The sequence below is a fragment of the Roseibacillus persicicus genome (assembly GCF_014651675.1).
In the GTDB taxonomy this organism is placed as follows: Bacteria; Verrucomicrobiota; Verrucomicrobiia; order Verrucomicrobiales; family Akkermansiaceae; genus Roseibacillus; species Roseibacillus persicicus.
Window position 1 is genome coordinate 112,681 of record NZ_BMXI01000010.1, and the last position, 17,746, is coordinate 130,426.

Sequence of the window (17,746 nt, forward strand, 5' to 3'; positions counted from 1 at the left end):
AGAAGGAAATCTGCCTGTAGAGTCAAGACGGCTTGAGGACAGTCATTATTCAGCTAGATTCCTGCCCATGAAGATTGATTGGGCGGCACTGGGCCGTGAATTGACGACGTGGAGTTGGATGGACGGGGCCAAGCTTTTTCTAAGTGCCCTGATTATCGTGCTGGTCACCAAGGTGCAGGTCGTGAACGACAAACTCTCGGCCCTCTTAATTGCACTGCCTCTGACCTCATTGTTAGCAATGATTTGGATGAATGCCGAAAAGCAAAGCAATGAGCGCATTGCCAATCATGCGGAGGGGACCTTCTGGTTCGTGCTGCCGACTCTACCTATGTTTTTGGTTTTACCCTGGATGTTGCGCAAGGGCTGGAGCTTTGGGTGGTCTTTGGCGGCCAATTGCCTGCTCACTGCCATTCTTTTTTGGGTCACCGTCTGGTTTCTACGCAAGGCTGGGCTCAAGGTGATTTAGGTTTATCGCCTAGTCTGCCAATTCGCAGGCGATATCATCTCTTTCTCTGGGCAGTTATAATCTGCCTTTAAATTTCGAAGGCGAAGTTCTTGTCCTTGGGGGTGGGACTGCTATGCCTCAATGCGATGAAAAAATTAGCATTTTCGCTATGGGGGGGGCTTTTCTTAACCTTGTGTTCCGGGGCGCAGGGGGACGACAACACGTTTGCTAAATATCTGCCTGGCGATAGCGCGGTCTATTTCGAGGCGTTCAACGAGCAAGGGGTTTTGCCTGATTCTTTGGTGGGGCTAGTCCTCAACCAAGCAACGATTACGCTCGATGAAGCGGGGAATGCGGAAAACGAGGAGATTCCGGAAGAAATGGAAAACTTCTCCGAGCTGATTAGTAGCCTCGGAAACCATATCGCAATTGGGATTGGGAACGAGGCCAATGGTTTCGTGCGTGAGAGCGGCAAAGTGTTCCAAGAGTTCAGTGGAGTGTTGGCGGGGGCCCAACTGGATATGTTGCTTTCTTTTGTGGATACTTTGCAAGAGAGCGGAGAGTTCTCTCCTGAGGCGATAGAAGACTTGGACGATCCGGGAGAATTTTTTCAAGGAATCAACAAGTTTGAGTTAAGTGGTTTGCTGGATACTTTGGCCGAGGAAGGCCAGTTGGCGATGCCGTCCGCATACCTAGCCGTCAAGCCGTCAGCTGAAGGGATGGCCGAAGGTTGGACCTCCTTGAATGAATTACTGGAGTTGGCCCTGGAGGAGGAGGGAATGGAGCGAGTGGTGACAGCTGGCAAGTGGCCTGCCAAGGGCTTTGCGCTCGCGGGCGACGAGACTATGGCCAGCGAACTCGAGGAGTGGTGGCAGAATGCGAGCGAGGACGAGCGCGGACCTTTGGATGAAAAGCGTTTTGAAAAGCTGAAGACCGCCTTGGCCAACTTCAAGCTCACCGTGATGTGGGCGAAGGTAGATGGTTGGCTGGTCTTCTATCTGGGGAATGGGAAGGAGGGATTCCGCTTGGTTGAGGATGTTGCGGACTCGGTTGCCGCCGATGGCAAGTTGGCCGAGTTGACCGAAAACGGCAGCAAGGGTTCGGGTTGGATGCGGTGGCGAGTGAGTGAGGACTTTCTGAATGGGCTTCCGGTTTGGTTAAATGATTCTCCATCCGTGAGAGCCCAGGCGATAGCGATGTCCAAGCATGTCGAGCTGAAGAAGCAAAAGGAGATGACGGATGCGCTCTACGAAATGGCGAAGACCCGGAGTTTGCTTTCCCGTCGTGAGGTGACCGGGGACTGGTATGGTGTCGGGTGGCTGGAGGACGGAGTGCGAATCGAGACCGTAGGCGGAATGCGTATGCCCGGGGTGGACTATGAAACAGAGTGGACTCTGGGCGGAGGGGCCGCGGCAGCGGGAACCTTTTTCAAGGCCCATTGGGTCGCGGACAAGTCGCGCGTGCGGTGGAATTGGGAGCAGGGGGAAGCGATCGTCGAACTGGTTGCGGCAGGATTAGCGGAGTGGATGCCGGAGGAGTTGCCACTTTCCCGTGACTTTGTGACTGAGGGGGTCTCCTCTTGGGCCAAAGAGATGATGTCTCTGGGCAAAGAGATGCAATTGGAGGGCTTGGGTGGTGAACGGGTAGTGGCTATCGATTTGTTAGGAGAGATGCCTCAAGTGCCGGACGCGCCCAGCGCGGTGCTTCGCGATGGTCGCATTCCAAGAGTTCTGATGGCTTATACCGTGGAGGACCGGCCCAAGGTCGAAGAGTCAGGAAAGGCGATGTGGGCGAGCACGGAAAATCTTTTCAAGAAGTTGGAGGCTGAGTTGGGAGAGGGGATTCCCTTGCCCGGGGTGATGACGAGTGAGGACGAGGGATTGAATTCGTCTTTCATCTTACTTCCTTTCTCGAACGATGATTTCGTCTTGAATGCAGGTTTGAATGATGAGGTATTCATTCAAGGAACCTCCCGCACACAGGCCCGTCTCTTTGAGTTGGGGCGCAAGCGGAAGGGAGAGAAGATGACTGGCTACCTCTTCGAAATGGATCTCAAGCGAGGGGGCAATTATCTCAAACTCTGGAATCAGTTGAGCGACTCGGCTTTGCTTCCCTTTGGGCAAGCGGAGATGCTCTTGGATGATGCGGGTCTGGGCGGTGAGGAAAAGCTGGAAGACCAAATGGCAAAGGTCGGGAAGCTGCGTTACCACCATCGGGAAGAGGGCGGCGAATTGCGCTCCTCCTTCGTTCTGGAAATTGCCAAGTAGCAGGAGAAAGAGAAGCGGTTATGGACGAAGAGACTATCTACAAGATTCTATTCTTTTTTGTGGTCGTTGCATCGGGCGTCTTTATGGCGAGCGGCATGAAGGCTGATTCCGGTCAATCGACTTGGGCCACCAAGTGTCAGCTCTTCGGGGGGCTGGGGCTCTTTGGCCTCATGGGGCTTGTCTTTTTGCTGGTTATCGGAGAGGAGTTTTTTGACGAAGCGGGAAGTATCGCGCTCGCCTGCGGGGTCGCGGCGTCAGCTTTGGTCTTCACCATTGGCCTCTTTGGATTCTGTGCGCGTTACGGGGCGACTTGCCGGAGAGTGACCCAGTTGGAGGAAATCGAGAGCGCTTTGGAAGCCGCAGTAGCTCACTCCCAGGCTCAAGACAGGGGAATGGGGAGTCAATGAACACTCAGATTATTTTTTCGATCCTCGTGTTGCTCGGGTTCATTATCGTTCCCATCGTGCCACCCTTGCTGATTCTGCGTGGACAGCGCTTTTGGGCTCCTTGGTTGATGTTGGGGTCTGTTGGTCTTTTTATTTTGGCGGCGGGGACGAATCTTGGGCTTCAATATTACTTTAGCCAGCAGATCCAAAAGATTACGGCTGCTTCAGCGACGGGGGCTCTCATCATGGATTCGCCTGAATGGGGGAAAATCTTCGCGCAAATGAGGCTGACTGCTGTTCTTTGTGGGGGAACCAGCGTCCTTTCGCTTCTCACTTATAGTGCGGGCTTGTGGGGTGTTGCTTCGCGATGGGGAGCACTTTCGCGACGAGCCAAGAGCTTGGAGGCCGTGACCGCGAACTTGGCGCAACGTCGCGAAGGGGTTGCGAGTCGCTGAGCAGGCTGTCCTCGCGGGCGAGCTGTTTCTGCAGGCTACGAACTGGCTCGTTTCAACTCGGAGAATTTCGCTTTTTTGACGAGTGAGATTAACTCCTTGCGCATGCCATTCGGATCGTAGTTCAGGCCTGGTCGGGCCCATTGCAATACGTTCTCCCGAGTGGCGCTTCCTTTGTGGCCGGAGTCACGGAGAAGCATTCCGAAGGCGGCGACCGAGGAGGCGAACTGGAATTCGCCCGAGGCTTCGCGAAAGGTCTTTCCGGTGTCCACGATGGGCACGGTTTGCAGCTGGCTGCGGGTTGATTTGGGGGCTTTGTGGCGAATCTTCAGGGTGAAGAGTTTGCCGGTCGCTTGCTCTCTGGGTTCGATTTCGTAGAGGGCGGTGACGCGGTGTCCGGCCCCCATCTCGCCGGCATCCTTGCGGTCGTTGCTGAAGTCGACGTTGGTGAGGAGCCGGGTTTCGTAGCCGATGAGACGGTAGCTTTTGACCTTTGTGGGATCGAAGACCACCTGAATCTTCACGTCCTTGGCCACGGTTTGCAGCGTGGCGCCCAGTTCGGTGACGAGAACTTTTTTGGCTTCTAACAAGGAGTCGATGTAGGCGGCCTGACCATTCCCGTTCTGGGCGAGGGTCTGCATGGTGTCGTCGCGATGATTGTTCATTCCGAATCCCAGCGCGGTGAGATAGATTCCGCTTTGGGCCTCTTTCTTGATGAAGGTTTTCAATTCGTCTTGATCGCTGAGACCGACGTTGAAGTCTCCGTCGGTGGCGAGAATAATGCGATTGATTTTCTCGGGGCTAAACTCGCTTCGCGCAATGCGGTAAGCTCTCTTCAAGCCCCCTTCGCCATTGGTCGATCCCGCAGTCTCCAGGTCGTCCAGGGTGCGGAGAATCTTGTTGCGTTCCGAACAAGAGGTGGACTTTAAAGCCACTCTATCATCTCCAGCGTAGGTCACGATGGCCACCCGATCGCGGTCATCGAGTTGGTCGAGTAGGAGACGGAAGGATTTCTTGAGAAGGGGAAGCTTGTTGGGATTATCCATCGAGCCCGAGATATCGAGGAGAAAGACCAGATTGGCTGGGGGACGCTCAATCGCGGGAACTTCCGCCGCACGGAGACCGATTAGGGCTATCCGGTTGTTAGCCCGCCAGGGGCACGCGGCAACTTCTGCGGCGATGGCGAAAGGAGCATCGCCCTTTGGCAGGGGATAGTTGTAGTCAAAGTAGTTCACCATTTCCTCAATTCGAATGGCGTCCGCAGGGGGGGCCTGCTTGCGCTTCACGAAATTGCGCAGGTTGGAGTAGGAAGAAGTGTCCACATCAACGGAGAAGGTGGAGGTCGATTCTTTGTTGGCTTCGATGAAGGGGTTTTCCTGAATCTTGGGATATGAGCCTCTCTCCGGAGAATCCAAGGGAACTCCCATCGAACCGATGAAGTCGCCGCCGTGCCGGTTGGGATTGTTGAGGATGGCATCGATACTATTTCTTGAGACCGCATAGTCACCTGACCGCAGACCAGAAGTGATCGTCCCTCCTACTGTTATCGAGGGAGCCGGAGCCACCGATGCGGGCACTGGAACGCTGGCCGGGGTGTAGCCTCCCGTGGTTCCATTTTGCGAACAGCTGGTGGCGAAGAGTATGGCAACAAGAGGAAGGCGCTGAAAGTTCATGGCTAGAGAACTAGCATTTAACGAAGCTGTGAAAAGCTGAAAATTTAGCATTTTCGAGTTGGGTTCTTTCTCAGCTTTTAGTCGGGGTGATCCGATCGTAGAGGCGAGTCATCGGCAGTGAAACGTCAATCTCGGGGAGGGGAATTTCAGTTTCGAGGGATTTGAAAACCTCTATCGTAAACTCGCCGGAGGAGTTGCGACGATGAAGTGTGACGTGAGGGAAATCGGGTTCGATTAGAAGAATCGCTCGGAGAGAAGGAAGGGAGAGGTAGGCCTCAAGTTTTTCTCCCAAGTCGACTCGGCGGGTTGAAGGCGAGAGAATCTCGGCAACAACGATGGGATTGTCCAAGTAAGTAGAATCTCCTTCAATCTGATCGCATGAGACCATTGCGTCAGGGTAATAGAATCGAGTCTGAGACTTGAGGTCGATTCGGACCTTAAAGTCGCAATTGAAGGGGCGGTATCTCTTTCCACTCAGTTTTGCATAAAGCTCGCCAGTCAAATTGATTCCCAAGGTAGAGTGATTTGCGCTTCCTGTCCTTGCTGGTTCCTCGTGACCTAGAGCCCTTGAAAGGCCAGCTTTCGCGCTTCGGGCTTGCAAGAGAGGCGGTGGAATGGTTTTTCGGCGGGAGCAAGATGGCAGACGAGAAACAGCGGAAAACTTTGGAAGAACGGCATGGCATGTCGGACTTGGAGCGATTGCGGCATTCCTGCGCCCACGTGTTGGCGACCGCGATCGCGCGAATTTGGCCTGATGTGCAGTTCGCAGCGGGGCCTCCGGTCGACGGAGGGTTCTACTATGATATGCAGTTGGAGCACCGCATCTCGCCCGATGACTTTGAACAGATCGAGGCGGAGATGAAGAAGATCGTGAAGGAGAATCAGACCTTCGAACGCATCGTGGTTTCCCGTGACGAGGCTATGGCCATGGCCAAGAGCGGTCGGTTGGCGGCGAATGGCGAGCGCGAGGTGGAGTCGATTTTCAAGGTGGATTTGCTCAATAGCATTCCCGACGGGGAAGAGATTTCGATCTTCAAGAACGGCGACTTTTGGGACCTTTGTGCCGGACCTCACGTGGGACGGACTGGCAACTGCAAGGCCCACAAGCTGATGAGCGTCGCCAGTGCCTTTTACAAAGGGGACAAGGACAATCCCCAGCTTCAGCGAGTTTATGGAACTTGTTTCCCGAACAAGACCCAGCTCAATGAGCACCTCGAGCGCCTGGAGGAGGCCAAGAAGCGTGACCACCGCAAACTGGGTCGCGAGATGGGTCTCTTCACTTTCGACGAAATGGTGGGGCAGGGGCTTCCGCTGTGGAAGCCGAAGGGTGGTCTCGTGCGTCGCGAGTTGCAGAACTTCATTACGGCGGAGCTCGACAAGCAAGGTTACTCGCAGGTCTTCACTCCGCATATAGGTAAGCTGGACCTCTACCGCACCAGCGGACACTTTCCCTACTACGAGGACAGCCAGTTCCCGCCCATGGCCGACCGTGATGTCTGGCAGAAACTGGCGGAGGAAAAATCCGATTGCGGAACTTTGCTGAACGGTCTGCGCGATGGCGAGATTGACGGCTTCATGCTGAAGCCCATGAACTGCCCGCACCACATCAAGATCTACGCCAGCGACCGTCACAGTTACCGCGACCTGCCGATCCGTCTGGCGGAGTTCGGCACGGTTTATCGCTGGGAGCAAAGTGGCGAGCTCGGGGGACTGACCCGCGTGCGGAGCTTCACCCAGGACGACGCCCACCTTTTCTGCACGCCCGACCAAGTGGCGGCAGAGATTCAGGGATGTCTGGGACTCGTGAAGACCGTCCTCGGCACTCTCGGGATGGAGGATTACACCGTGCGCCTTTCGCTGCGCGACCCGGATTCCGACAAATACATCGGCGACCCGGCGAATTGGGACAAGGCTGAAGATGCCTTGCGCGAAGCGGTCAAGGTGATGGGAGTCGAGGCCATCGAGGAGCCGGGAGAAGCGGCCTTCTACGGGCCGAAAATCGACTTCGTGGTCAAAGACGTCATCGGTCGCGAGTGGCAGCTAGGCACCGTGCAGGTGGACTACAACTTGCCCGAGCGCTTTGACCTTTCCTACATCGGAAGCGATAACAAGCCGCACCGCCCTGTCATGATCCACCGCGCGCCCTTCGGTTCGCTGGAGCGCTTCACCGGATTGCTCATCGAGCACTTCGAAGGGAAGTTCCCGACGTGGTTGGCGCCGGAGCAAGTTCGCGTTTTGCCCATCTCCCAGCAGTTCAATGAGGAGGCGGAAAAGATAGTGGAAAAGCTCGCTGAGATTGGCGTTCGGGTGAAGCTGGACGGCAGCGGCGACAAGGTGGGGGCCAAGATTCGCCTTGCGAGGCTGGATCGAGTGCCTTATATGTTGGTCCTAGGTGCACGCGAGGTTGAGAATAATCAAGTGAGTGTGCGCCACCGGGACCGCGAGGACCTCGGAACCCAATCGGTGGATGACTTTGTTGCAAGTATACAAAAAGAAATTTCTGAACGGTCACTTTGACCGTGTCGTCCACTTTTGCGCTCAACGATGAACACTCTATTGTTAATCGGGTAGCCTTTCGAAATCCTGCAGGGTTACGTTTTTCTTAAAAAGAGGAACATATCCTGCGGTTTCAACAACTGAACCAAAACCACAAAAGCCATAGCTAAGAAAAAGAGACCGAAAAGACAGCGGAGAGAAATCATCCGGATTAACGACAAGATCCGCGCCAACCGGGTGCGAGTACTTGCCCCCGATGGAGCTCAGCTGGGAGTGATGGACCTGCGCGATGCCGTGAAGGCGGCGAAAGAACGGGGTCTAACTTTGGTGGAAGTGGCAGGAAAAGTAGATCCTCCGGTCTGCCAAATCGTTGACTACGGCAAGTGGCGCTACGATCAGTCCAAGCGGAAGAAGAAAAAGGATACCACCACCAAGATGAAGGAGGTGAAGTTCCGCGTCCGGACCGAAGAGCACGACTACAATATCAAGATGGGTCGCCTCGAGGAGTTCTTGGATTCTGGTTTCAAAGTTCGGGTTCAGCTGCAATTCCGTGGTCGCGAAAACGCGCACAAGGAGTTGGGTGTGGAAGTTCTCAAGAAGGTTAAAGAAGATGCCAAGCTGATGGGCAACTGCGACCAAGAGCCCCGGATTGCGGGACGAGCGGTCAATATGGTGCTTTCTCCCTTGCCGAAAGGGCAGCGCAAGCGCCGCTTCAAGCTCATCCACGGTGACCTCATCGATCCTGATGAAGACTACGAGGATGAGGATGAAGATTTCGAAGATGACGACCACGCTGACGACGATCACGCGGAGGACGCCGATCACTCCGACGACGAGGATTAGTCATGGCCGCGAGCGACCGGCTCTTACTTTTCGACATTGACGGCACTCTGGTTGATACCGGAGGGGCCGGAATGGCGGCCTTGGTGGATGCCACCCGTGAGATCTTTGGAGACGATGGTCCTCAACTGGATTTGGCGGGGGCCACCGATAGCGGCTTGTTGAAAAACATCTATCGGGCCTTTGGTCGCGAAGAGGATGAGGTGACCACCGCGCGCTTCTTTGACCTTTATCTCGCTCGACTGGAGCTCAATCTGCAGGACGCTTGCTTCGGCGGGCGGGTCTTGGATGGGGTAATCGAGATCCTGAAGGAGGTCGAGGCGGCGAAAGTCAGCAAAGGTCTTCTAACCGGGAACATCGCTGCCGGTGCCGAGGTGAAAATGAGGCACTATGGGATGGATGGGCACTTCGCCTTTGGCGCCTACGGCGACGATCATCACGATCGCAATTTGCTGGGGCCTATCGCTCTTGAGCGGGCGAAAAGTCTCTTGAGGCGAGAGTTCGATGCGAGCGAGACCATCGTGGTGGGGGACACGCCGAAGGATATTTGGTGCGCTCAAGCGTTTGGCGCCAAGTCGATCTGCGTGGCCACCGGCAGTTTCACCGCTGAGGAGTTGGAAAAAGAGGGAGCGGATGTCGTCTTTGAGGATTTTTCAGAAGTAGAACCGGTTCTATCCCAGCTGTTAGGGTAGCCCAGTCGATTTTCAAATTCACGGTGCCTCTTGCCGGCGAAAAAACTTGGCAATCACCCTAGGCTCTAAAGCAATCCTGTCATCTGGATGTTGCCGGTGTGGCGGGCACCTTCTTCGATGGAGAGGGAGGCTACGGTGAGATCTCCGTCGAGAGTAGCGCGCTTCTTGAGGGTGAGTTTTTTACAGGCGACTGAGCCGGTGACATGGCCATCGATGATGACTTCGCGGGCGGTGACGGTGCTCATGAAATCCACCTCGGCGCGGCGCTCGATGATCACTCGGTCGCTGGTTACAGGGCCATTGATTTTGCCCGTTTTCCGCACGATGAAGTCGCCCGAACACTCGGCTCCTCCCTGGATTTCTCCTTCAATGGTGAGATTGTGGCACTGGATGGTGATGCCGGTGATGTAGCCCTTCTTGTGAACAAAGACGTTGCCCCGCGTTTGGATGCGCGAGTTCACTTGATCCTTGATGTCGTAATGCTTGAGGCCGATGTAGGCGCCACAATGAGGACAAAGGGCTGAGGTCGAATCGGCTAAGATTTCATGTTCCTGGTCGCACTCAAAGCACCTCACGCTGCGTTTCTTCTCGCGATTGATGAGCGGGACGATGGCAGGCTTGGAGGGTTCAGGAGGGGCTGCGGCCGGACGGTAGCGTTCGGTCGGAGGAGGGGTTGGGACAGGTTTAGCTGCTTCGACCGGAGTGCGCTCTTCCGACTCCTGAGGAGGGAGGGGGGCCGGCTTGGGAGGGGGAGGCGGAGCCTTCGGTTTGTTAGGTTTCCTGCGAAGCGGGTTGCGAGGTCCAGTCTGCGGGATGCTTGCGGCGGGAGCAGCTTCCTTATTCGGCGAAGTGGCCGGGACAGGGGGGAGTGGTGTTTTGGGACCGGGCTTCTCCTTGGCTGGTGCTTCGTTTGTTGGCGGAAGAGTAGTTAGGCTGGGCTTGGAAGCTGGTTTCGCTGCCGGTTGGCTGCTCTTTTTTACTTCAGGCTTCGGTTGGGTCGCCTTCTTCGACTGAGTGGGGCGGGCGGTTGGTGGAGAAGTCTCCGTCTTTGGCAAGGCTCTGCTTGCTTCCGTGTTTGGGAGGTAACGAGGCTGCTCGTGATTGACTGAAGGCGAGATGGCCTGCCCTTTTTCGATCTTGAGGTAGCTATGACAGCCCCGGCAGTTGGTCGACTGCACCAACGAAGACTCCCGCTGTGTATGCCCACAATTGGGACAGCTGAGATCAATGAATTCAGGAGCTCGACGTTTACCGAACAGAGAGGTGGGGCGGATGGTGGTTGAGGCGCTCTGCGAGCGCCATATCCTTAAGCGCTTTTAGCGACTTCCTTTTGTTGGCCGTTGGATTGCGGCTTGCTGGCACCCTGCTGGGGAGCCTTGGTCGAATTGGCAGGCTTGGCGCTTGGCTGGCTGGAGGGAGCTCCAACTTCAGACTTACCTACAAAGATTGCGCCCGCTTCCATCGTGAGGATAGCGGCCTTGATGTCGCCGACGACTTCGGAACCCGCACGGAGTTCGACCGTGGAGGTTGCGGTGATGTTGCCGTGGACCTTGCCTTGGATAACTACGGAGCCGACTTTGACTTCAGCTCGGATGCGAGCATTTTCCTGGATGGTCAATGCGCCGGTAGAGGTGATTTCACCCTCAACTTTGCCGTCGACGATCAACTCGTCCTTGAAGCGGATCGAGCCCTTGATCTCCACATCGGATGAGAGGCGGTTACGATGTCCACCACCGGATTGCGGCTGGGGTGCAGCAGCGGGTCGCTGAGGTGCAGCGGCAGGCTGGGCTGCTTGTGGAGCTTGCGGGCGATTGGGGAGGTGCGGGGGCTTGTCCGCATTCGCATTCGCTTCGTCGTTATTGATGATCTTTTGAAACATTTGGTTAATAGAATAAATTTAGAATTCAGGTGTCAACGCCTTACTCTGCATCCGTGCCCAATTCTTCGGTCTCATTGGAAGCGTCGCCGTCGGTCTCGGAAGTGGAACTTTCTTCCTCTTTTTGTGTCTCGTCAACTGGAGCTTCGAAGGTGGGAGTTTCTCCTTCCGGAGAGGAGGGGGGAGTGGACTCGGCTGGAGTTTCTTCCGCGGGAGTTTCGACCGCTGGCGCAGCGGGTGCGGGAGGGGTTACGGGGGAAGCGACTGGAGGTGCGATCGGTGTGGTGAAAGATGATGGCATTCCGCTTTCCGCTCCGGGAGCAGTGGGCTCGGGTGCTGGTGGCGGAGAAACTTTTTCGGGGGCGTCAACTCCAACTAGGTTGAGGCGGGTGACGGCAATTCCCTGGTCGGCGTATTCCTGATAGTCGTCAATCTTGCGCTGGTAGTATTCCTTTGCCTTTTCTTCTTCGCCGGCAGCCTTGGCGATATCGCCGAGGGCGATGAGCGAGAGAGGATGCAAGTATTTGGCGGAGCTGTCGGCTACGATCGCTTCGTAGCTTGCTTTGGCTTCCTCGACTTTCCCTTGTTTGAGGAGGATGCTGGCGAGGGAGAATTTCGCCTGCATGGCGGCGGGGTGATCGCTGTCGCTGGCGAGGGACTTGAGGGTCTCGATCGCTTCGCTTTCTTTTCCTTCTTCCCAGAGCTGTCCAGCCATGAGGATTTGGGCGGAACCGGAGGCAGCACTGCCGGGATAATCGGCAGCGACTTTCTTGTAATCAGCAGGGCTCTCGGCTTGGGAGAGGGCGTTGCCGGCTTCGCGGTGCTTGGCCTCCTTCAGCTGGCTGGTGATAACAAAGGCGGCAACCGCGACCACGATGAGAAGAGCGAGAAGAATCAGCTTCTTCATGTTCTTCTCCATGAATTGATCGAATTTTGAGGGGCCGTGCTCAATTTCGCCGAGCGGCGAGGGAGTGGCGTCTGAGATGGACTTTGATTCTTCCGACATGCGAGGTGTGGAATTAACGTGTCAGAGGACAGGACGCAAGCTCTTGTCGGTGCGTGTTTACAGGTTATTGTCGCCGTGGATGGCGTTGATTTATCTGGTAGCAGGGGAAGTGAGTGGTGATTTGCACGGGGCGGAGTTGGTCTCGGCGCTGAAAAGTGGCGGCAAACATGAGTTTGCAGGCTGGGGCGGTCCTCGCATGGCGGAAGTGGGGGGCACGCGCGATTGGGTGGAAAAGGCGGGGGTGATGGGGGTCTGGGATGTCTTGAAGCAGTATTCATGGTTCAAAGCCAGGTTTCGTGAAGCTATGGAGGAAATCGAGCGATTGAAGCCGGCAGTCCTCGTGCTCATTGATTACCCGGGCTTCAATCTTCGCTTGGCGAAGGCTGTGCGGGCGCGTTTTCCCGAGGTCCGAATTTTGCAATATGTTTGTCCGCAGGTTTGGGCTTGGAAGCAGAGTCGCATTCCGAAAATGGCCAAATGGCTGGATCAGGTCGTCTGTCTTTTCCCCTTTGAGGTCGAGGTGCTGGCGAAGGGTGGGTGCCCGGGTATCTATTTGGGTCATCCCATTGTGGAGGAGTTGCGGGAGAAGGAGGAGGACCTTGTCCGTGAGGAGAATCTCATCGGCCTTTTTCCCGGTAGCCGGGGACGTGAGGTGGATCGGCTCTTTCCGGTTCTGGTTGAGGCGAGTCGCCTTCTGCGAAGAAGTCATCCAGAGCTGCGCTTCGAGGTTCCCGCGATTTCGGAAAAGCTTGCCGAGACCATGAGGGGCATGCTGGGGGAGGGGGACGACATCACAATCAAGGTCGGATCCAGCCAGAACCTGATGCAGCGGGCGACTTGTGCGGTGATGGCCAGTGGAACCGCGACGCTGGAAGCTGCTTGGTTTGGGCTGCCGTATTGTGTGATTTATCGGGTGGCTCCCTTGACCTGGCAGGTGGCCAAGATGGTGGTGAAGGTGGAGCACATTGGGATCGTCAATATTCTAGCTGGTCGTCAGGTGGTGCCAGAGTATCTCCAGCATGACTTGAGCGCTGAAAAGCTGGCGCAGTGGGTAGTTGGTCAGATGGAAGACCCGGCAGGCAGGGAGAATCTGAGTCAGGACTTGCTTGCGGTTGCGGCAGAGCTGGGCGATGGAGGGGTGCATCAGCGGGTCGCCGGTGAGGTGGAGAAATTACTAGAAATATAGTAGGATGAAGGAAGCAAAGGAAAATGTGGAGAAAGCCAAGAGTCCTTGGATTTGGAAGGCTGCGGTGGTGGCTCTGCCAACGGGATTGTTGCTATCCATTGTCATCGCCGTCGCGCTGCGTATCAATCGTGGTCCTGACAATGGGATGTTGAATCTCAGCTATACAGCTGCCGAGTTGAATGTGGCCAACTTGCGCGATGCTGTGGGCAAGGCCGAGGATCTCATTGGAGTGCGGGACTTTGATACTCCGGCTGGTCAAAAGGCGATGCAGATGATGACTGCCTTTATCGAAGGCTCCATTGGTCCCAACAATATGGGGTATCAGGTGTATACCGACGAAGGAGAAGTGAGTGGTGGTCGAATTTGGAAGAACTACTGGATCGATAGTAGCAAGGAAAGGGGGGATGGCACGGTCTTGGTTGCATGTGAGTATGGTGCGGAGGATAGTTCGGCTACGGTGGCGGCGCTCATCAGTCTGGCCGAGTGGCTGCGTGGTCGCACCTTCGAGCGGCGGGTTCGGGTCGCCTTTTGTCGAGACCTGGAGTTGACAGACTTGCAGGCGGACTTTTCTGACAAGGGACGGAATACGGTGATTAGGGTTGGGCCCCTGGGGCAGGGAACCGAAGGATTGCTCAAGACCGGAGGGGCTACCAAAGACGCCAGCGTTCCGGCCTACTATGAAATCGTGGGCAACCCCGGGGTTTCCTCCGCAGCTGATTGGAAGATGACTACCGCGTGGGAAGAGTATGAGAGTCAAGTTCGGGCGCTTTGCGAGGAAGTGCGCGACGAGGCAGTTGAGAAGGTTGTGGTGGAGCGATAGAAAAGCCGACCTGAAAAAAAACTCGTTACCGAGTAAAACAAGGCTTGCACGCCTGACGAGTCTCGGGTAACGCTCTGCGCCCGCAAGTGAAGGGGCATTAGCTCAGTTGGTAGAGCACCTGCATGGCATGCAGGGGGTCAGCGGTTCGAATCCGCTATGCTCCACTTTTCCGAATACGTTTTTCGCAAAAGAGGATTCTTGCGGAAAATCATTCTCACTTGTGAACCCCGCAGAATCCAAAGGTCTGGCTCTCGCCATCGAATGTGCGAAAGCTGCTGAAGAAATCCAGGCAGAAGATATTCGTATCCTCGACGTGCGTGGGATTTCGACCCTGACTAATTATATGGTAATCTGCTCAGGGAGTTCCATGCCCCACTTGAAGGCGATTCTTCGTGAGGTGAACAAGGGCGTTGTCTCTCGCACAGGCGATATGCCGTCTCACAGCGAGGGCAAGGCTGTCACCCGGTGGGTGGTGCTCGATTACTTCGATGTGATGGTGCATATCCTACACCAGGAGATGCGCGAAACCTACGCTCTGGAAGAGTTGTGGGGGGACGCCAAAGAGGTTTCCTGGGCCACCGTCGAGGAGTAGTTAGTCGATTTGTAGTGAGAGTCTATCTCTCTTCGGAATCGCTATCTTGAAAAGGCTGAATGGTTCCCACCAAAAAAAGCGAACCCTCTGTCGAAGGTCCGCAATAGGTGAAAAGGTGTGGGCGAGATTGCTTTACTCGGACGCCTCTTCTGCGATTTCTTTAATTTTGGCAAAAGCGGCATCACCAACGTGGGTGCCTGCCACGACCGTGTTTCCGTCGCCATCAATGAGATGGTATTCGGGCACTGAATTCGTGGTCTTGTAGGCGCTCAGACCGCTTTTTTCCGCATCTTCGGGAAGGACCGTAAGCCAGGGAAAGGACTCTTTGGCGGCCCATTTTTCAGCTTTTTCGGCCCCGTCATCCCCGTTTTCCAGAGAGATATGAATGAATTCGACGTTGGGAAGGTCGGCGATGTGTTTCTTGTATTTTTCCACTAACTGTGGAGCTCCCGCGCGGCAGGGGGGTCACCAGGAAGCGGAGAAATAGAGGAGGTAATACTCCGGCGCTTTGGTCATGGAAACGCTCTCGAATTTTTTCCCATCGAGGCGGCTGAGGACTTTGTCGGTGAGCTTTTTGCCAATCTTTTGGTCTTCCAGGGATTCAGCAGGGGAAGGGGCCTCTTTCTTGGTCTGCCACTCTTGAATGTAGGCTCGATCGTCTTCCGAGAGCTTGTCTTGGGAGAAGATGAGGTTTTGTCCGCCAGCGAGCACGGTCACTTTGCCAGTGGCTTCGTCGAAGTTTTTGAGGTCGCCCTCAAAGGTCCGGGTTCCATCGGCGCTGGTCCAGGTGCGGGCCGAGGCCCAACCCAAACTCGCCAGAAGGCACCCCATAAGGAGGTATTTGCGTTTCATATCATTCAGTTAACGGGTGGCACCGGAGCCTTTGTTCATTAAAGGGTTCATGCCACTTTCCACCCGATTCTGACAGAAACTAGAATTGGAGACCAACGCCAATTTCAAATGCCCAGGAATCCTCAGTCACAAACTGGTCTCCCAAGAGCGAAAAATCCTCCCGCATGAGGTAGCGGGCGCCTGCTTGCATGAGGAATCCGTTTTGAAAGTCCGCGCGGAGGCCCATGAAGACTTGCGCAACAAAGTTTGTGTCGGAATCCAGTTCGATATCAAAACGGTCGTCTACCGTCACGATTTCAGCTCCGATACCCGCTCCCGCGTATACCGAGATGGGGCCGAAGAGCTTGGCTTCCAGCTCATAGTTGGCAGTGATGTTGATGAAGGTAACGTCGCCGTCCTCGAAAACGGTTCCTCCAGGGGTGTTGAAGGAGAGGGTGGCGTCGTCCGTGTGCCCTAGAATTTCCAAGAAGGCGGTGTGGGAAAAAGCGTCGTCCTCGTAGAAGGTTCCTCGAAATTGGCCGAAGAGGTAGGCTTTCTCCGGATCTTCCAGATAGCCTCCCCCGAGCATCAATCCTCCGGAGACATTCGAGAGTTGGGCTTGTGCCGAGCTTGCGAAGGCGACTCCGGCGATGATAGCGGTAGTAATCGTTTTTTTCATGTTGTTGAGAGTTTGGTTCTAGTTGCTCTTGCGATAGGAATCCGGGCGAACCGAGACTGACCGCGAAGGGGGGCGCGAGTGATGGTGACGATTATAATGCCGTCCGGAATGCCAATAGCCTCCATAGCCAACCGCAGAGCCAACCACGACAGTGCCGCCAGGGCCGGGATTGGGGCTTTCGGCATCGGCTGGGAGAAGTTTGCGGAAGCGGTCCTGAAAAAGTTGGCGGGCATCCTCGGCGGGGACTACCCGGACTGAATTCAGCTTTCTCACATTCGGATAGTTGGCTCCGGGCTCTGCGTAGATGGTGCTGTTCGCCGCTCCTTTGAGAAAGCCGGACAGAGTGGAGCCGGAGGTAAGAAAGAAGCGGTTTCCAGAGGCATAATTGACCTGTAAGACCGCACCGTCCTCCAGCAGAACATCACTATCAATCAGTGAGCCGACGGCATGTTGGCCGGGCTCAAAGACGCGGTCCTGATCCACAAGCCGCGAGGTCGAGCAGCTGATCAAAAGGAGTGGAGCAACCAGGATGGAGAGAATAGCGGGAAATCGCACGGTCGGTGAAACGATAATTGCGGTGAGAATATTCATCCTCTTTCTCCTTTGTCTGAAGGCGATTGGAAAACAATCAAAAGCGGAGGGAGCCTTCCAAGCCAAACACGAGGCTGGAGTCGTAATCTTCTTCCGTGAGGGTATCGCCAGACTCGTTCTGGAGCTCCAGTTCGCCACCTATGGTCATCCCCAGATGACCTGTTAGGCTGAAATTTTCGCTGAAGCGGTAGGTCGCGGCCAGGGCCACGCGGCTTTGGCGGGTTTCGCCCACTCCGTTGGCGGCAGCAAGAGAGTCTTCATCGAGTCTTTGTTGGTCCCGCTGATAGAGGTAGACGAGAGAGAGGCTCAAGTCATCCCGAAGGTCCCAGCGCAAGGTGGCCCCCGGCCCCAAGTTGAATCCTTCGGGCGGGATTGTAGAGAGGGTCAGGGTGTCGGTGATTTGCCAATCGAGCACGAGGATTGGAAAGACGCTCAAGTCATCCTCAAGCTGCGTGCTAAATCCCGCTCCCAATCCAATGGAAAGGTTGTCGCTGTAGCGATACCAAGCTGCCCCCAAGCCGCCATACCTCAAGGATTCCCCCCAGTCGGCTCCACTTTCGGCATTGGTTCCAACATAAGAGAGAGCAAGCCAAGTCCAATCGTTGGCGAGGTCTTGTTTGGCGATCAGGCCAATGCGGGCGCGATGAATGTCCCCCCATGGCTCCGTGGTGCGATCGTCGAACTCGAAGCTATCGAACCGGTAGCTTCCACTGACTCCAATGATGGTGTCTTCACCGAGGAAGAGAGGAGCGCTCAGACGAGTGCGAACACTGCTGCGGGAGAAGCTGCCTCCGCCATCCAAGTCGGAAGAGAGCTGATGCTCACCACCCAGAAGAAAAGGGGCGGGGGCGAGTTGTCCGTGTGCGGCGGTAAGGGAAGTCAACAAGGAAGCAAAGAGGGCGGTGCGTAACATG

At 55.6% G+C, this 17,746-nt stretch carries 20 protein-coding genes and 1 tRNA gene; 11 read left to right on the plus strand and 10 right to left on the minus strand.

Features of this window, described 5'->3' with window-relative positions:
- The first annotated feature begins 67 nt into the window (after window positions 1-67).
- The 4 genes from IE099_RS12535 to IE099_RS12550 all read left to right on the plus strand — a co-directional run bounded on the left by IE099_RS12535 (window position 68) and on the right by IE099_RS12550 (window position 3,553).
- Complete coding sequence (locus IE099_RS12535; RefSeq protein WP_229809503.1) at window positions 68-466, plus strand: DUF3147 family protein; 399 nt, start codon at window positions 68-70, stop codon at window positions 464-466.
- 125 nt (window positions 467-591) lie between these two features.
- Window positions 592-2,712: a hypothetical protein gene (locus IE099_RS12540; protein ID WP_189570341.1), complete on the plus strand. Its 2,121-nt coding sequence runs from the start codon at window positions 592-594 to the stop codon at window positions 2,710-2,712.
- A gap of 20 nt (window positions 2,713-2,732) precedes the next feature.
- Window positions 2,733-3,119, plus strand: a complete 387-nt coding sequence (locus IE099_RS12545) for a hypothetical protein (RefSeq protein ID WP_189570343.1) — start codon at window positions 2,733-2,735, stop codon at window positions 3,117-3,119.
- A complete protein-coding gene (locus IE099_RS12550; RefSeq protein ID WP_189570345.1) occupies window positions 3,116-3,553 on the plus strand; it encodes a hypothetical protein in 438 nt (145 codons plus the stop codon). Before IE099_RS12545 ends, IE099_RS12550 begins: the two co-directional genes overlap by 4 nt.
- A gap of 35 nt (window positions 3,554-3,588) precedes the next feature.
- Here the strand turns inward: IE099_RS12550 and IE099_RS12555 are convergent, their stop codons facing one another.
- Together IE099_RS12555 and IE099_RS12560 are read right to left on the minus strand one after the other, a co-directional pair.
- A complete protein-coding gene (locus tag IE099_RS12555) occupies window positions 3,589-5,223 on the minus strand; it encodes a vWA domain-containing protein (RefSeq protein WP_189570347.1) in 1,635 nt (544 codons plus the stop codon).
- 70 nt (window positions 5,224-5,293) lie between these two features.
- Window positions 5,294-5,824 (minus strand): Uma2 family endonuclease, encoded by a 531-nt coding sequence (locus tag IE099_RS12560; RefSeq protein ID WP_268244917.1) that lies wholly within the window; start codon window positions 5,822-5,824, stop codon window positions 5,294-5,296.
- Window positions 5,825-5,859: 35 nt separating this feature from the next.
- On the opposite strand from IE099_RS12560, the gene thrS reads away from it, so the two are divergent.
- The 3 genes from thrS (at window position 5,860) to IE099_RS12575 (ending at window position 9,251) form a co-directional block, all read left to right on the plus strand.
- Window positions 5,860-7,740 (plus strand): threonine--tRNA ligase, encoded by a 1,881-nt coding sequence (gene thrS, locus IE099_RS12565; protein WP_189570351.1) that lies wholly within the window; start codon window positions 5,860-5,862, stop codon window positions 7,738-7,740.
- A 189-nt stretch (window positions 7,741-7,929) separates the two neighbouring features.
- Window positions 7,930-8,562: a translation initiation factor IF-3 gene (gene infC, locus IE099_RS12570; protein WP_268244919.1), complete on the plus strand. Its 633-nt coding sequence runs from the start codon at window positions 7,930-7,932 to the stop codon at window positions 8,560-8,562.
- 2 nt (window positions 8,563-8,564) lie between these two features.
- Window positions 8,565-9,251, plus strand: coding sequence for an HAD family hydrolase (locus IE099_RS12575; RefSeq protein WP_189570353.1), 687 nt, complete (start codon window positions 8,565-8,567; stop codon window positions 9,249-9,251).
- A gap of 65 nt (window positions 9,252-9,316) precedes the next feature.
- Here the strand turns inward: IE099_RS12575 and IE099_RS12580 are convergent, their stop codons facing one another.
- The 3 genes from IE099_RS12580 to IE099_RS12590 form a co-directional block, all read right to left on the minus strand.
- Window positions 9,317-10,306, minus strand: coding sequence for a bactofilin family protein (locus tag IE099_RS12580; protein ID WP_189570355.1), 990 nt, complete (start codon window positions 10,304-10,306; stop codon window positions 9,317-9,319).
- A 251-nt stretch (window positions 10,307-10,557) separates the two neighbouring features.
- Entirely contained in the window at window positions 10,558-11,130 is a 573-nt protein-coding gene (locus IE099_RS12585) for a bactofilin family protein (RefSeq protein ID WP_189570357.1), read from the minus strand.
- A 40-nt stretch (window positions 11,131-11,170) separates the two neighbouring features.
- Window positions 11,171-12,133, minus strand: coding sequence for a tetratricopeptide repeat protein (locus IE099_RS12590; RefSeq protein WP_189570360.1), 963 nt, complete (start codon window positions 12,131-12,133; stop codon window positions 11,171-11,173).
- A 79-nt stretch (window positions 12,134-12,212) separates the two neighbouring features.
- On the opposite strand from IE099_RS12590, the gene lpxB reads away from it, so the two are divergent.
- The 4 genes from lpxB to rsfS all read left to right on the plus strand — a co-directional run bounded on the left by lpxB (window position 12,213) and on the right by rsfS (window position 14,731).
- Complete coding sequence (lpxB, locus tag IE099_RS12595) at window positions 12,213-13,319, plus strand: lipid-A-disaccharide synthase (protein WP_189570362.1); 1,107 nt, start codon at window positions 12,213-12,215, stop codon at window positions 13,317-13,319.
- 4 nt (window positions 13,320-13,323) lie between these two features.
- Complete coding sequence (locus IE099_RS12600) at window positions 13,324-14,139, plus strand: hypothetical protein (RefSeq protein ID WP_189570364.1); 816 nt, start codon at window positions 13,324-13,326, stop codon at window positions 14,137-14,139.
- Between the two features lie 91 nt (window positions 14,140-14,230).
- Window positions 14,231-14,303 (plus strand) — tRNA-Ala (locus IE099_RS12605).
- Between the two features lie 56 nt (window positions 14,304-14,359).
- Window positions 14,360-14,731, plus strand: coding sequence for a ribosome silencing factor (rsfS, locus tag IE099_RS12610; protein ID WP_189570366.1), 372 nt, complete (start codon window positions 14,360-14,362; stop codon window positions 14,729-14,731).
- Between the two features lie 132 nt (window positions 14,732-14,863).
- Here the strand turns inward: rsfS and IE099_RS12615 are convergent, their stop codons facing one another.
- The 5 genes from IE099_RS12615 to IE099_RS12635 all read right to left on the minus strand — a co-directional run bounded on the left by IE099_RS12615 (window position 14,864) and on the right by IE099_RS12635 (window position 17,745).
- Window positions 14,864-15,166 carry a hypothetical protein gene (locus tag IE099_RS12615; protein WP_189570368.1) on the minus strand — a complete coding sequence of 101 codons (303 nt, stop codon included), beginning with the start codon at window positions 15,164-15,166 and terminating at the stop codon, window positions 14,864-14,866.
- Window positions 15,167-15,196: 30 nt separating this feature from the next.
- Complete coding sequence (locus IE099_RS12620; protein ID WP_189570370.1) at window positions 15,197-15,583, minus strand: hypothetical protein; 387 nt, start codon at window positions 15,581-15,583, stop codon at window positions 15,197-15,199.
- A 79-nt stretch (window positions 15,584-15,662) separates the two neighbouring features.
- Window positions 15,663-16,241 carry an outer membrane protein gene (locus IE099_RS12625; protein WP_189570372.1) on the minus strand — a complete coding sequence of 193 codons (579 nt, stop codon included), beginning with the start codon at window positions 16,239-16,241 and terminating at the stop codon, window positions 15,663-15,665.
- Between the two features lie 18 nt (window positions 16,242-16,259).
- Window positions 16,260-16,832 carry a hypothetical protein gene (locus IE099_RS12630; protein WP_189570374.1) on the minus strand — a complete coding sequence of 191 codons (573 nt, stop codon included), beginning with the start codon at window positions 16,830-16,832 and terminating at the stop codon, window positions 16,260-16,262.
- Between the two features lie 37 nt (window positions 16,833-16,869).
- A complete protein-coding gene (locus IE099_RS12635; protein ID WP_189570376.1) occupies window positions 16,870-17,745 on the minus strand; it encodes a DUF6268 family outer membrane beta-barrel protein in 876 nt (291 codons plus the stop codon).
- Window position 17,746 lies beyond the last annotated feature (1 nt).